Annotated in this window: 10 protein-coding genes and 1 riboswitch; of the genes, 5 read left to right on the top strand and 5 right to left on the bottom strand. The window is 64.7% G+C overall.

Annotated elements, in window-relative coordinates; translation table 11 throughout:
* Positions 1 to 151 precede the first annotated feature (151 nt).
* Positions 152 to 2,905 (bottom strand): exo-alpha-sialidase, encoded by a 2,754-nt coding sequence (locus tag ABCW42_RS05105; RefSeq protein WP_423183830.1) that lies wholly within the window; start codon positions 2,903 to 2,905, stop codon positions 152 to 154.
* A gap of 207 nt (positions 2,906 to 3,112) precedes the next feature.
* On the opposite strand from ABCW42_RS05105, the gene ABCW42_RS05100 reads away from it, so the two are divergent.
* Positions 3,113 to 5,086 carry an APC family permease gene (locus tag ABCW42_RS05100; RefSeq protein WP_423183829.1) on the top strand — a complete coding sequence of 658 codons (1,974 nt, stop codon included), beginning with the start codon at positions 3,113 to 3,115 and terminating at the stop codon, positions 5,084 to 5,086.
* A gap of 135 nt (positions 5,087 to 5,221) precedes the next feature.
* Here ABCW42_RS05100 and ABCW42_RS05095 read toward each other — a convergent pair whose 3' ends face one another.
* The 3 genes from ABCW42_RS05095 to ABCW42_RS05085 all read right to left on the bottom strand — a co-directional run bounded on the left by ABCW42_RS05095 (position 5,222) and on the right by ABCW42_RS05085 (position 7,783).
* On the bottom strand, positions 5,222 to 5,563 hold the full coding sequence (locus ABCW42_RS05095; protein WP_133204578.1) for a P-II family nitrogen regulator: 342 nt from the start codon (positions 5,561 to 5,563) through the stop codon (positions 5,222 to 5,224).
* Positions 5,560 to 6,954 (bottom strand): ammonium transporter, encoded by a 1,395-nt coding sequence (locus tag ABCW42_RS05090; RefSeq protein ID WP_423183828.1) that lies wholly within the window; start codon positions 6,952 to 6,954, stop codon positions 5,560 to 5,562. The genes ABCW42_RS05095 and ABCW42_RS05090 overlap by 4 nt, the downstream gene beginning before the upstream one ends.
* Positions 6,955 to 7,207: 253 nt before the next feature.
* Positions 7,208 to 7,783 carry a helix-turn-helix domain-containing protein gene (locus ABCW42_RS05085; protein ID WP_423183827.1) on the bottom strand — a complete coding sequence of 192 codons (576 nt, stop codon included), beginning with the start codon at positions 7,781 to 7,783 and terminating at the stop codon, positions 7,208 to 7,210.
* Between the two features lie 278 nt (positions 7,784 to 8,061).
* Between ABCW42_RS05085 and ABCW42_RS05080 the strand changes: the two genes are divergently transcribed.
* The gene (locus ABCW42_RS05080) at positions 8,062 to 9,543 is read left to right on the top strand and encodes a sodium:solute symporter (protein ID WP_423184806.1); all 1,482 of its coding nucleotides are present in this window, start codon (positions 8,062 to 8,064) and stop codon (positions 9,541 to 9,543) included.
* A 125-nt stretch (positions 9,544 to 9,668) separates the two neighbouring features.
* A riboswitch (SAM riboswitch) is annotated at positions 9,669 to 9,788 on the top strand.
* A gap of 15 nt (positions 9,789 to 9,803) precedes the next feature.
* On the top strand, positions 9,804 to 10,139 hold the full coding sequence (locus ABCW42_RS05075) for a hypothetical protein (RefSeq protein ID WP_423183826.1): 336 nt from the start codon (positions 9,804 to 9,806) through the stop codon (positions 10,137 to 10,139).
* A gap of 9 nt (positions 10,140 to 10,148) precedes the next feature.
* On the opposite strand, the gene ABCW42_RS05070 is transcribed toward ABCW42_RS05075, so the two are convergent.
* Entirely contained in the window at positions 10,149 to 10,340 is a 192-nt protein-coding gene (locus tag ABCW42_RS05070; protein ID WP_133204583.1) for a hypothetical protein, read from the bottom strand.
* A gap of 336 nt (positions 10,341 to 10,676) precedes the next feature.
* Here ABCW42_RS05070 and ABCW42_RS05065 point away from each other — a divergent pair, with 336 nt between their 5' ends.
* The gene (locus ABCW42_RS05065; protein WP_423183825.1) at positions 10,677 to 11,795 is read left to right on the top strand and encodes a VIT1/CCC1 transporter family protein; all 1,119 of its coding nucleotides are present in this window, start codon (positions 10,677 to 10,679) and stop codon (positions 11,793 to 11,795) included.
* Positions 11,796 to 11,846: 51 nt separating this feature from the next.
* A complete protein-coding gene (locus ABCW42_RS05060) occupies positions 11,847 to 12,764 on the top strand; it encodes a matrixin family metalloprotease (protein WP_423183824.1) in 918 nt (305 codons plus the stop codon).
* Positions 12,765 to 12,769: the final 5 nt, after the last annotated feature.

Here is a 12,769-nt window from a genome sequence, read left to right as displayed (position 1 = left end):
AGTGAATCGGTGAGGGGATTGACCACTGTGACACCAATCATACACTCAAAGTTGCCTTATATGCATCACATGTTTACAAGATCACGGTCCTCACACAGGAAGCAGAAACCGGGCCGGATGCGTCCGCATCCGGCCCGGTTTCATGGGCTCGCTACTTGTTCCCGAACGGGGTCACCTGGAAGTCGCCGAAGGAGACCTGCTTGCCGTCCGAATCCAAGACCACCAAGCTGTCCATTCCGTTCTTCACATCGTCCGGCAGCACGAAGGAGATGGTGTTCTGCCGCGTGGGGAAGAACCAGCCCAGACGGTAGCTGCGCTTGTTCAAATAGACGTAGTACCACTGGCCGTACTCGACGTTGTGGATGGTTACGCTTTCGCCTGCGCGATGCTTGACCGCTTGCGATGAACCGCCCTGCGATGAGCCAAGGCCCAGGTCGATCGGCGGATTCTGGCCGATCAAGTCCTGGGGCGCTATGGCAGGCGCGGAGCCCGGCATGGCCGGCTTGACCTTCAGCGGAACGGCCGCCCGCACGAGGTCGAGCGTAGCTACCTTGGAGCCGTTGCTGGCGCTAGTGGCAATGCTCGACGCCGGGAGCTGCTTGGCCGCGATGTCGGCGTCGGTCAGTGTGTAGGTGGAGCTGACGCTCACCGATTCTCCAACAGCCAGCGACTGCCGGGACAACCCGATGGCCGGAGCCGATACGTTCGTCAACGCCACGTTCCCTGCGTTCGCCACCGTGTAGGTGAAGGTGACGGTGTCACCCGGACCGGCGAAACCGTCGCCGTCGAGATCATTGAAAACGGGCGCTGCGGAGCCGTCCAGCCGCGGATTCCGGACCAGCAGGTCCACTTCGTCGCCAGTCACGGTGTAGTTCCGGGTGCTAGCCCCGGTACCCGTGACTTGCCAAACGGTGCTGGGGACGAAGAACCCTTGGGCCATTTCATCCGCGCTGACGGTGTGTTGCGGAGTTCCGCACAGGAAGTTGCCCCAGACGCCGAGGGAGCTGAAGCGGCAATTGCCGGCCCCCGGCGGCAGGAACGGTTGGAAGTTGCCCGACTGCGGCACTACCGACTCAACCACGTTGCCCGTGCTGTACACACGGAACTTGTAGGGAACCAAGCTTCCCGCGGTGTACGGCTGGCTTGCGAGGTCCCGTCCGGCATCGTTGCGGGCACCGAAAATGTAGGCTCCCACCACGTTCTCCGCCGATCCGCCCGTGACCGTCATGGACACCGGAGCGGAAACCGTTGCCGGCCCCGCCGTCAGTCGGGCCGTCAACGGCACGGCGCCCGCTTTGGCGTACGACGGCGATCCGACCGTGAGCTGCACCGTCACCGAGGCGCCGGGATCGAGGGCGGGCAGGTCCGCCGTCGTCGACGTCCAGTCCTGCAAGGCGTCCAGGCCCACGGTGGACGCCGGAAGCGGCACGCTGTCGCCATTGGCGACCGTCACGCTGAGTTTGGTCGAACCGCCATTGGCCACGGTGGCGCTCGCGGGAGTGATGGTTGCGGCAATCGGGCTGAGCCACGCTTTGTCGAACTTGCCGAAGGTGATGGTGTTGTTGTCGCCTTCGTAGAGGACGCCGAAGGTGCCGTCAGCGAGCGGGGTCAGCGTCGAGTAGGACATGCTTCCCGGTTTGAAGATGCGCGATGAGCCCCAGGTCTTGCCGTCGTCGGCCGAGTAGCGGATGGTGCCATCGACGCGCGCGCCGCCGGCGGTGGGAGTCGGCGAGTTCGAGAACAGGAGTTTCTTGGCGCCGGCCGATCCCTTGGGTGCGTCCGGATACATGCGTGTGATGGATCCATTGTTCCGGGGGTCGGGAAGCTGGGTTTCGATCACGGGCGTGCTGTAGGTGGCGCCGCCGTCGCTTGAGTAGGCGACCTTCCGGTAGTGCGGGTTGGCGCCGGAGCTATCCCGGGAGTTGAGCATGATCCGCCCGTCCGAAAGTTCCACCACCTTGTTCTCGTCCATGCCCGTTCCGGTGGGAGTGCCCATGGTCCACGATTTGCCGTGGTCGTCGGAGTAGACGCTGTAAGCCTGGATCTGGCGGCTGCCGTCCGGCTGCACGATGGTTCCGGCGAACTGTTGTATGAGCCTGCCGGCGTGCGGGCCGTACTTGAGCTGGATGCCCTCGCCGGACGAGGCGAACATGCTGACGACGCCGCCCACGTTGGCGACGCCGTTGACGGTGCTCCCGTTCGGCTTCACGGTGTTGGTGATGAGCGGTCCGGCGAAGCCGGAATACGCGGATTCACCCGGATACCCGGAGGGAACGGGCAGCGCCGGCTGGTTCGCCGGGTCCGTGGACCATGTGAGCCCGCGGTCGGTGGACACCGACACTTCCGCGCTGATGACGTTCGGATCGGAATCGTCGTTGCCAAGGATGCTTCCGCCGAACCCTTGGTTCTTGGAATAGACGTGGAAGTTGAACACCGTCCCGGTGACCTTGTCCACCACGTAGCTCGGATCGCTGAAGCCGTACTTCTGCACGCCGGCCGAACCCATTTGGCCTCGCGCGATGAACGTGGGGTTCCCCCAGGTTTTGCCGCCGTCGGAGCTGCGGCGCTGGACGATCGAGTTCGGCGACGGCGAGTCACCGCCGTCGGGCCTGCCGTCGTAGGACGCGACGACGACGCCGTCACCCAAGTCCGCGAGCGCCACAATCCGGTAGTACTTCCCCAGGACGGGATCGATCGCGTTGTCGCCATTGGATGCGAGAACTTTCTCGGCGTAGCTTCCGGGCGGATTCGTGGGGACGTTGGTCACCGGGAACGGATCCAACGCGTAGGCGGGCATCACCGATGACGCCACAAGAACCGCCGCGGCGGAGAGTGCCAGCGGAAACCGGGCTCCCCTCCCCTTGGTTCGTTTCCTGACCTTGCGGGCAAGCACTGCGTGATTCATGTAGAGACCTTTCGTTTGTGGTCACATCCGACATAGGACGTTCTATATGCTACGTGATTCGCCTCACAGGTAAAGCCCGAAATAAAAATGCGGCAAGGTGATGGGCGCCACAGGCGGCGTAAAGATTCCATAAAAACCCGGATTTGCGCGGCGAAGGCGCTCGTACGCTCCCCTCTGGAGCAGCAAGCGCTGCGCGAAAGGACCCCTGTGACAACCCTGACCCGGCCGCCGGCCGACCCCACCGTCCGGCGCAAACCACGCGGCCAGTTCAAACGCTGGTTGCTCGACGGCATGCCCGAACCCGCGGGCAAGCGCCAAGGCCCGCACGGAAAACCCGATGAAGGCCACACCCCGCAGTCCTGGTGGAAGGTCATGTGCCTCACCGGCGTCGACTACTTCTCCACGCTCGGCTACCAGCCGGCGATCGCCGCCCTCGCGGCCGGAATGGTTTCTCCCCTCGCCACGATGGTCCTGGTGGGCGTGACCCTCATGGGCGCCCTGCCCGTGTACCGCAGGGTCGCATCGGAAAGTCCGCGGGGCGAAGGCTCCATCGCGATGCTCGAACGCCTCCTCCCCCGCTGGGGCGGCAAGCTGTTCGTCCTCGCGTTGCTCGGCTTCGCGGCCACGGACTTCATGATCACCATGACCTTGTCCGCCGCTGACGCCAGCGCCCACGCAGTCGAAAACCCGTTCGCTCCAGACTGGTTGCACGGCCAGGAAATCGCCATCACGCTGGCCCTGATCTCCGCCCTTGGCATCGTGTTCCTGCGCGGCTTCAAGGAAGCGATCAACGTGGCCGTTGTCCTGGTTGGCGTGTATCTGGCGCTCAACGCGGTGGTCGTCGGGGTTGGCCTCATGCATGTGGTGACCGAAGCCCACGTGGTGACCGACTGGTGGGCCGCGCTCAACCAGCAAAACGGCAACCCCCTGGTCATGGTGGGCATCGCCCTTCTCGTGTTCCCCAAGCTCGCGCTCGGCCTCTCAGGTTTCGAAACCGGCGTCGCGGTGATGCCGCAAATCAAGGGCAGCCCGAGCGACACTGACGAACAGCCCACCGGCCGCATCCGCGGCACGCACAAACTGCTCACGACGGCGGCACTCATCATGAGTGCCTTCCTCGTCGCCTCGAGCTTCATCACCACGTTCCTGATCCCGGCGGCCGAGTTCCAGCCCGGCGGAAAAGCCAGCGGCCGCGCCCTCGCCTTCCTGGCGCACCAATACCTCGGCGACGGATTCGGCACGGTCTACGACGTCAGCACCATCGCCATCCTGTGGTTCGCCGGCGCCTCCGCGATGGCGGGCTTGTTGAACCTGGTGCCCCGCTACCTGCCGCGCTTCGGCATGGCTCCGGCCTGGACCAGGGCCGTCCGGCCGCTTGTCCTCGTGTTCACCGCTATCGGTTTCGTCATCACCCTCATCTTCAAGGCTGACGTTGACGCCCAGGGCGGTGCCTACGCCACCGGCGTACTGGTGCTCATGACATCGGCGTCCATCGCCGTGACCTTGTCGGCGCGGAGGATGAAGCAGAAAGCGAAGAAATTCGCGTTCGGCATTGTCGCCGTCGTGTTCGCCTACACCACCGTGGCCAACGTCGTGGAGCGCCCGGACGGCATCCGGATCGCCGCCTTGTTCATCGTGGGCATTGTCCTGGTCAGCTTCGCGTCGCGCGTCCGCCGCTCGTTCGAGCTGCGCGCTACGCACATCAAGATGGACCAGGCCGCCCTCGAGTTCACGGCCGCCAACGAGCGCGGGCCCATCAGGATCATCGCCCACGAGCCCAAACGCCTCAGCGCCGACCGGTACCAGTTGAAGCTGCAGCACGCCCAGCAGGCCAACCACTTGCCTAAAGACAGCAATGCGCTCTTCATCGAGATCATCGTGGACGACAGCTCGGACTTCGAACAGGAACTCCTGGTGGAAGGCAAGCTCCGGCATGGCTTCAAGATCCTGGAAATCCACAGCAACAACGTTCCCAACACCTTGGCCGCGGTCCTCCTCCACATCCGCGACGTGACAGGGCTCATGCCGCACATCTACTTCCGGTGGACCGAAGGCAATCCGATCGCCAACTTGAGCAAGTTCCTCTTCTTCGGCGAGGGTGAGATCGCGCCCGTCACCCGCGAGGTCCTGCGCGAAGCCGAACCGGACATCACCCGCAGGCCCTGGGTCCACGTAGGCTAGGGATCCACGTGGGCTAGGGATCCACGTGGGCTAGGGGTCCACGTGGGCTAGGGGTCCACGTGGGCTGGTTGCCAAACACGCCAATGGCGGTGCCGCATCGCAAGGGATGCGGCACCGCCATGTGCATTCCGGGGGCTAGCTGATGGCTGCCGCCCCGCGCTCTCCGGTCCGGACGCGCACCGTCTGGGATACATCGACGGTCCAGATCTTGCCGTCACCGAACTGCCCGGTACTCGCGCTCGCCAGAATGGCATCCACTATCCCGTCCACGAGATCGTCGACGGCCAGGACCTCGATCCGGATCTTGGCGAACAGGTCCGAGTTGTACTCGGCGCCGCGATACACCTCTACGTGTCCGCGCTGCTGCCCATATCCGTTTGCCTGGCTGACCGTGAGGCCGTTGACGCCGCACTGCTCCAAGGCGTCGAGGACCTCGTCGAGTTTTTCTGGACGGATGACCGCGGTAATCAGTTTCACGTGGCGGCCTTGCTGCTGCTGAGCTCCGTCTCTTCGATCCTGTCAGCAAACGCGGCCGGCTTGCCGTTTTGTTCACCCGGGTGGAAACTACCACCCACCATGGCAAGTTCGTAGGCCGTTTCAGCGTGCTCGGCAATATCGATGCCGGCGATCTCTTCGTGTTCCTTGACGCGCATCCCCATTGTCTTGTGGATTGCCAAGCCGATCAGCGTTGTCATGATTGCAGTCCACACCGTGACTATCAGGGCAGTCAACAGTTGCGGCCAGAATTGGGACAGGCCGCCGCCGTACAGCAAGCCGCCCGCCGTCTTGACGGATGGAACGGCGAAGAAGCCGAGCGACAAGGTGCCCCAGAGACCGCCCACAAAGTGGACGGCAACGACGTCGAGCGAGTCGTCCAGGCCGATCCGGAACTTCAAGCCGATCGCGAGCGCGCAGACAACTCCGGCGAGCACTCCGATGGCGATCGCGCCCACGGGATCCACGAAACCGCAGGCCGGAGTGATTGCCACCAAGCCGGCGACGGCGCCGGATGCGGCACCGAGCGAGGTCGCGTGGCCGTCGCGGAGCCTTTCGACCAGGAGCCAGCCCATCAGCGCGGCACTCGTCGCCAGGAGGGTGTTCGTCCACGCGAGCGCGGCGATCCCGTCAGCGGCGAGTTCGGAACCTGCGTTGAAGCCGAACCACCCAAACCACAGCAGGCCTGCGCCGAGCATCACGAACGGAAGGTTGTGGGGTTTGATGTTCGGGTCCTTCATGAAGCCAAGCCTCTTGCCCAGGACCACTGCGAGCATCAGCCCGGCCATGCCCGCGTTCATGTGGACCACCGTGCCGCCGGCGAAGTCGAGGGCCGAGATCTTGCTGCCGATGATCCCCGTAGAGCCGAAGAGGCCACCGCCCCAGACCCAGTGGGCGATCGGGGCGTAGACAATGGTGACCCAGAGCCCGGCGAACAAGAGCCAGGGACCGAACCTGACGCGTTCCGCGACGGCTCCGCTGATGAGGGCCACGGTAATAATGGCGAAGGTGGCTTGGAACCCGATGAAGACCATGTCCGGCAGGCCCGGCGCTTTGCCACCGATGGCGCTGGCCAGCCCGGTCAATCCGAAGTTCGCGAAGGGGTTTCCGATGAAGCCGCCCATCGTGTCCGGACCGAAGGCGAGTCCGTAGCCCCAGAGGGCCCAGACCACCGCGACGACGCCCATAGCGCCAAAGCTCATCATCATGATGTTGAGGACGGATTTCATCCGGACCAGTCCGCCGTAGAAGAATGCCAGACCTGGCGTCATCAGCAGAACCAGGGCGGAAGCGGCCAGCATCCAGGCGGTAGATCCGGGATCGAGCGTCTGGGGGTTGATGTCCAGCCCGACGCTGAAAAACGCTGTGTCCATTTTGGGAGCCTTCCTGCATGTTCGGCGCTCCATGGCGCCCGCACGGCGAGACCATTTTTAAAACGAACAGGTCTTGGTACCAGGAGGTGTACCGACCTTGACGAGTAACCCAAGCTCGAAGCTACAGAAGCCCTGTTTCCACATGTGGCACAGATCATTTCCAGCATGTAACGCGAGGGGCGTCGTCGTTAATTTCTCAAGTCGGCAGAGTTTCGGGCGTGTTACACGGCGTGTTGCGGGGCCGACTACAAGCTCAGCGGCTCGCTGCGGGCACCAGGATCCAGAGCACCTCGACCGGCTCATCCGTCGGGTTGACCCAGGTATGCGGCTCGCGTCCTGGGAAGGACAAGGTGTCCCCTTGTTCGAGCTCGTACTCGTCGTTGGTAAGGATCAGCCGGATGCGGCCTTTGACCACGTGCAATACGTCGACGTCGCAGTCAACCGCGTAGAGCTCGGATTCCCCGCGCCCCCTCGGCTCGATGGACGCTTGCAGGACTTGCACGCGCCGTTCGGACCGGGCAGTCAGGAGACGCTCCACGATCCCCTGGCCGCCCAGCGAAATCCGTGGACCGTCGTCGCGGCGGGTCAGGTGGGTTTCCGGCGCCGCGAAAAGCTCGCCGATCGAGACTGAGAGCACCTGGCACAACGTCACAAGGGACGCGACCGACGGCGACGTGAGGTCGCGTTCCACGCGGCTCAGGAAACCCTTGGTCAGGCCGGTGGCGTCGGCGACCTGTTCGATGGTGAGACGCTGCGCTTGGCGGGCGGCGCGGATTCGGGAACCGATGGCAACGGGGGCGTTGCTTGGTTCAACGGGGAGAGCCTTCATTCACGAACCTTTCAGGCCGTTCCGGCGGCCCTGTCATTTCAGCAATAGTAGTCGCATCTTGACTGTTACTCGCATCACTACGTATTCTAATAGGCAACAAGTGTTGTTTGTGAGGCATTCATCACAAACCGCTCCCCAACTCACCAGAGCAGAGAATCGGCGAGTCGAAAGCGCAAAGCGCGGGCCGCCGTCGTCCTCCCCAACCGACTCTGCCAAACCCTCAGGAGCCAACCGTGGACTTCATCAATATCGCGATCGTGGTGGTGTATTTGCTCGCCATGCTGGCCTTTGGCTGGTGGGGCAAATCGCGCACCAAGAACAACAGCGACTTCCTCGTGGCCGGTCGCCGCCTTGGCCCGATGCTCTACACGGGCACCATGGCGGCAGTGGTCCTTGGCGGCGCGTCCACGGTGGGCGGCGTCGGTCTCGGCTACAAGTTCGGCATCTCCGGCATGTGGCTGGTTGTCGCGATCGGTTCGGGCGTGCTCCTCTTGAGCCTGCTCTTCGCCGGCACCATCCAGCGGCTGAAGATCTACACGGTCTCCCAGATGCTGAGCCTGCGTTACGGTCAGCGCGCCACGCAGACTTCCGGCATCGTGATGCTCGCCTACACTCTCATGCTGTGCGCCACGTCCACCGGCGCTTACGCCACGATCTTCGTTGTACTCTTCGGCTGGGAGCGCTGGCTCGCCATCGCCGTCGGCGGTGCGATCGTCCTCGTGTACTCGACCATCGGCGGCATGTGGTCCATCACCCTGGCCGACCAGGTGCAGTTCATCATCAAGACCGTGGGCATCTTCTTCCTGATGCTTCCCTTCGCGCTCAACGCGGCAGGCGGCTTCGACGGCATCCGCGCACGCGTCGATGCCAGCTTCTTCCAACTTGACGGCATCGGGCTGCAGACCATCATTACGTATTTCGTGGTCTACACCTTGGGCCTGCTGATCGGCCAGGACATCTGGCAGCGCGTCTTCACGGCCAAGACCCCGAAGGTCGCCCGCTGGGGCGGCACCACCGCCGGGCTCTACTGCATCCTCTACGGCATCGCCGGCGCACTGATCGGTCTGGCCGCCCGGGTGGCCCTGCCCAACATCGACGTCAAGTCGCTCGGCAAGGACGTCGTGTACGCCGAAGTCGCAACCCACATCCTGCCGATCGGCATCGGCGGCCTGGTCATGGCGGCAGCAGTCGCCGCCATGATGTCCACCGCTTCGGGAGCCCTCATCGCCGCGGCAACGGTGGCGCGCGCCGACGTCGTGCCCTTCGTCGCCAGCTGGTTCGGCAAGACGATCACCACGGACGACTCCACCAACCCCGAGCACGACGTCAAGGCAAACCGCTACTGGGTCCTTGGACTGGGCGTTCTCGCGGTACTCATCTCCATGGCGGCGCAAGACGTCGTGGTGGCGTTGACCATCGCCTACGACATCCTGGTAGGCGGACTCCTCGTCGCGATCCTCGGCGGTTTGGTCTGGAAGCGCGGCACGGGCATCGCCGCCGCATGGTCCATGGCCGTCGGCTCGGTGCTCACCCTGGCCTTGCTCATCGCCTACGCCACAGGCGCCATCCCGAGCGAAGACGGCGTCTACGCCAACGAGCCGATCTACTACGGCCTTGGCGCATCGCTGCTCGTCTACATCGTGCTCTCGCTCCTCACACGGCCCACCGACCCGGAGGTCCGCGAAGCCTGGGACCGCCGCGTCGCCGGAGCGGTCACCGAGGAACTCCCCTTGGATGCCCACCCGGTCGCCACGCACTGACCGTCACCGCATCGATTACGACGTCGGCGCCGCACCTTCCAGCCGGAAGGCGCGGCACCGACGTCGTGCTTAATATGGGAAACTTTTAGCCCTTTGGCGGCGAGCTGCGCCTACAGTAGAGGCAGCTTCAAGAGATGTGGCGCCAAGCTCCGACTTGCCACACGCCAACCCCATGTTCACGGGTGGTTCGGATGGGAAGCGGCCCGGCCCCGGACCAGAGACAACCGGACGGGCAAGAGCACCTCCGCGAGGAGCAGGCAATGCCTTTGCAATCCATAACCGTAGGCGGGCACCACACAGAGGCGGGTGCGCCTGGCGTTCAGGCGGGTCCGTCCGCGCCTCCCCCGAGCCACAGGTGCGAGGAAAGCGTGCGGGTGGTTCCCGGCGTCGACCTTGCACTAGGCACCATCACGTTCCTGGTGGACGGGCGCCTGGAGCGCTACTGGCATCACGAACCGCGGCTCATCACGCAAATACTGTCGTGTTCCGTCCGACCGGTTCGCTGGTTCCCGGCCACGCGCAAACTCACCCTCACGGTCGCGGCGGCCGGGCACCGCAACGGCGTGGAGCGGCATTTCATCCTGAGCGCGTTCTAGCCGCGCGGGTTACTCGGCCTCGTCAGCCTCGCGATGCTCCTCCGCCTCGTCGAGCGGAACGGTGCGTTCGTCGTCGTCGAGGACCTCGGATTGTTCGTCCCAATCCTCGTCGACTTCCAGGTCTTCGCTGTAGTCGTAGGCGGGATCGGCCTCGACCGTGGGCCGGTCGGGGTGGGGGGCGTGGGCGCCGGTGCTGTCCATGGTGCAACCTCCGTTCGACGTGGCGCTGGTCTGTCACGAGCAAGCCTGCTTAAGCTTCTTCGTGGACCCTGTCCAACCATCCCAGCACTGCCTATTCCGGTGGTCAAGGCTTCCCCGAAGGAGCCCGTTTTTACGGTGCGCCTAAACTGTCCAGTGAGGTTTGCCAGCCGGAAATCCGCGGAATTTGGCGGTAAAGTGGACATGCAATGAGGCGATGAAGCCCGCCCCAGCAACCCAGGAGTACCGGTGCACCCGCACGCAAAATCCTCACATCCAACCCCTCCCGCCCAAGAGGCCGCGGGTCCCGCAGATCCTTTGGCGAGTCCCGCAGAACCTTTGCCAAGTCCCGCAGAAGAGGCACCGGCCCCCCAGACTTCCCCTTCGTCGTCGGACATCAAGCGCTGGCGGCAGTACCTCGCCGACGAACGCGCCGAAGCCGCCGTCTACCGCCAACTGGCACAGCGCCGCGACGGTGAAGAACGGCAAATCCTCCTGGCCCTCGCAGACGCCGAAGGCCGCCACGAAGCCCACTGGCTCAAGCTCCTTGGCGAACACGCCGGGATGCCACGAGCAGCTTCGGGACGCAGCCGGATGCTCGGCTTCCTCGCCCGGAATTTCGGTTCGGTGTTCGTCCTCGCCCTTGCCCAGCGTGCCGAAAGCCGCTCCCCCTATGCCAAGGACCCCGCGGCCACCCGCGCGATGGCCGCTGACGAACAGATCCACGAAGAGGTAGTCCGCGCCCTCGCGACCCGGGGCCGCAACAGGCTCTCCGGCACCTTCCGCGCAGCCGTATTCGGCGCGAACGACGGCCTGGTCAGCAACCTTTCGCTCGTGATGGGCATGGCGGCCACCGGAGTTCCTGCCGCGGTGGTCTTGTTCAGCGGCATCGCTGGCCTCCTCGCCGGCGCGCTGTCCATGGGTGCGGGCGAATACGTGTCCGTCCGCTCCCAACTCGAACTCCTCCGCGCCACGCGTCCCACGCAGGCCACGCTCACCGCGGCACCGTCGCTGGACCTCGAGCACAACGAACTCGTCCTGGTCTACTTGGCCCGTGGCATGTCCCACGAAGCGGCCGAGCACCGCGCCGCGGAACGCATGGGCCTCTTCAGCTGCGATTGCGATCCCAGCCTCTCCCTCCACCCGGAAGAAGAGGAAACGGTGGACGAACATGAGGCCGTGGGCTCGGCTTGGGGCGCCGCATTGTCCAGCTTCTGCTTCTTCGCTTCGGGCGCCATCGTGCCCATCCTGCCGTTCATTTTCGGCATGACCGGCTTCGCCGCGCTCGCTGTAGCCGGTACGCTGGTGGGCATCGCTCTCCTGTCCACGGGCGCCGTCGTCGGCCTGTTGTCCGGAACGTCACCGCTTACCCGCGGCCTCCGGCAGCTCGCGATCGGCCTCGGCGCCGCGGCCGCTACCTACGGGCTGGGTCTCGTTTTCGGGGCCGTGATCGGATAGGGGCGCCTCTCTGTGCTTCGGCACGGGGATCAGGGACTTTGGGGGGAAGTAGTGCACTCGAATAACGGGTTCGACGGCGGCCTGCCGCCGCCGCGCACCGGAACGGTTGCCGCCGTGGTCCGGAATTTGTTGGTTGTGGGAATCGTAGCCACGGTGGCGGTGCTCGTCAGCGGGTTCCTCCGTGGGGACCCGGCAATCACCTCCTTGGTTCCGGGGTTTGCCCCTCCAACACATGGTCCGGCTACGGCCGCTCCCGGGCACGCGTCGGGGCAAGCCGCGCCGAAAGCAGCCCGGGCTCCGGACACGCCGCCGCCCGGGTACGAGGAAGCGGACCACCCCTTGGGCACCCCCGCCAAACCGGCCGTCGCCAGCGATTCCTACAAGTTCCTGGCAACCAACGATGACGGCACGCCAGTCGGTTACTCGCCGTGCCGTCCCCTGCACTACGTGGTCAACGCGGCCCAGGCTCCCGCCGGCTCCGAAGGCCTCATCTCCGACGCAATCGCGAAGATCGCCGCAGCCACAGGCCTCTCGTTCATCGATGACGGCACCACTGAGGAGAATCCTTCGGAAAAGCGAGATCCCTACCAACCGGACCTCTACGGAGACCGGTGGGCGCCGCTCCTGATTTCCTGGACCACGCCCGAGGCAGCTCCGGCCTTGGCCGGGTCCGTCATCGGCACCGGCGGCAGCACGATGTACAGCTTCACCACGGGTCCGAAGAGCTACGTCACAGGCAGCCTGGACCTCGACGCGCCACAGATCACCGAGCTCCTCGGCATCCCCGGCGGTTCGCACTATGTTTCGGCCGTCATTCAACACGAGCTAGGACATGTGGTGGGCCTGGACCATGTCCAAGACCCGGTCCAGCTCATGTACCCCGAAATCGGCGCCCCCGATGGCCTGGCCGCCGGCGACCTCAACGGACTCTACAAACTGGCCTCGGCCCCGTGCCGGAAGGATTTGTAGGGGGC

The organism is Arthrobacter sp. NyZ413 (assembly GCF_049390645.1).
Lineage (GTDB): Bacteria > Actinomycetota > Actinomycetes > Actinomycetales > Micrococcaceae > Arthrobacter.
Note: the sequence above shows the minus strand (reverse complement) of the source record. Positions and strands in the feature narration are given on the sequence as shown.

What these genes read in the sequence shown, in the direction of transcription:
- ABCW42_RS05105 (WP_423183830.1), bottom strand. Translation starts at nt 2,905, where the DNA reads ATGAATCACGCAGTGCTTGCCCGCAAGGTCAGGAAACGAACCAAGGGG.
- ABCW42_RS05090 (WP_423183828.1), bottom strand. Translation starts at nt 6,954, where the DNA reads ATGGACACAGCGTTTTTCAGCGTCGGGCTGGACATCAACCCCCAGACG.
- ABCW42_RS05085 (WP_423183827.1), bottom strand. Translation starts at nt 7,783, where the DNA reads ATGAAGGCTCTCCCCGTTGAACCAAGCAACGCCCCCGTTGCCATCGGT.
- ABCW42_RS05080 (WP_423184806.1), top strand. Translation starts at nt 8,062, where the DNA reads ATGCTGGCCTTTGGCTGGTGGGGCAAATCGCGCACCAAGAACAACAGC.
- ABCW42_RS05075 (WP_423183826.1), top strand. Translation starts at nt 9,804, where the DNA reads ATGCCTTTGCAATCCATAACCGTAGGCGGGCACCACACAGAGGCGGGT.
- ABCW42_RS05070 (WP_133204583.1), bottom strand. Translation starts at nt 10,340, where the DNA reads ATGGACAGCACCGGCGCCCACGCCCCCCACCCCGACCGGCCCACGGTC.